The organism is Paenibacillus sp. A3 (genome assembly GCF_001399685.1).
Taxonomy (GTDB): Bacteria; Bacillota; Bacilli; order Paenibacillales; family NBRC-103111; genus Paenibacillus_G.
The window spans coordinates 1-730 of the sequence record NZ_JTHN01000162.1 but is presented as its reverse complement, the minus strand read 5'-3'; the positions used below and the strand labels follow the sequence as shown (position 1 = coordinate 730).

General features: G+C 46.2%; 2 protein-coding genes. Both read left to right on the top strand.

Annotation, left to right across the window (positions count from 1 at the left end; all coding sequences use genetic code 11):
* A partial coding sequence (locus tag QJ48_RS23690) for a DUF2508 family protein (RefSeq protein WP_054975946.1) occupies nucleotides 1-226 on the top strand: 226 nt, incomplete at its 5' end.
* Nucleotides 223-495 carry a pro-sigmaK processing inhibitor BofA family protein gene (locus tag QJ48_RS23685; protein WP_036688414.1) on the top strand — a complete coding sequence of 91 codons (273 nt, stop codon included), beginning with the start codon at nucleotides 223-225 and terminating at the stop codon, nucleotides 493-495. The genes QJ48_RS23690 and QJ48_RS23685, both read left to right, overlap by 4 nt.
* The last annotated feature ends 235 nt before the right edge of the window (nucleotides 496-730 follow it).

The following is a 730-nucleotide window of genomic DNA, read 5'->3' as shown; positions in this document are numbered from 1 at the left end:
ACAAGACCGTCTGCTGCTGGTGGAAGAAATCCGCAAAGCCCATATGGAATGGGAAGTAGCACAGAGACGCTTTGATTATGTCGTGGAGAAAGAACAGATCGACTATGCCATTTTTGCCCTCGAAGCGGCGGAGAAACGATTCGAAATGCTGCTGAAGCAAGCCAAGAACCTGAATATCTCGGCTAGGGAAGCATCTGCCGCCCGTTCGATGGGGGTGTCTTCGTGAAATCGTATTTGCTGTGGAGCGTGCTTGTTGGGTCCGGTTTGTTGTTAGGATTGGTCATGCTGCGCAATCGGTATGCGTTCCAATGGTTAGGTATGATTTGCCTGCATATTGCATTTGCTTCGATTTTGTTGTATATTCTAAATCTGTTCAGTTCGTACACGCATTTGGAGCTGCCTCTGAACGCAGTGACGGTTGGGACCGTAAGCGTTCTGGGCTTGCCCGGACTTGCCGCTTTAGCGGCTCTGAAATTGTGGGTCGTCGGGGTTTAACCTCGGATCCAAAAATTAGTCTAAAAAAATGCTTGCAATCTACTGGGCGAATGTGATATATTATAAAAGTCGCCGCTAAACGAGGCGACAACAACCGACAAAGCTGAATAGCCTAACGGCGCGGTTTATGTCGATATAATTGCCCTTTGAAAACTGAACATCGAGTGAGTGTCATATAAGAGAATGCAAATTCTCGTCAGTAATAAATTTTGAGCTTATCAGCTTTTCTTTAATG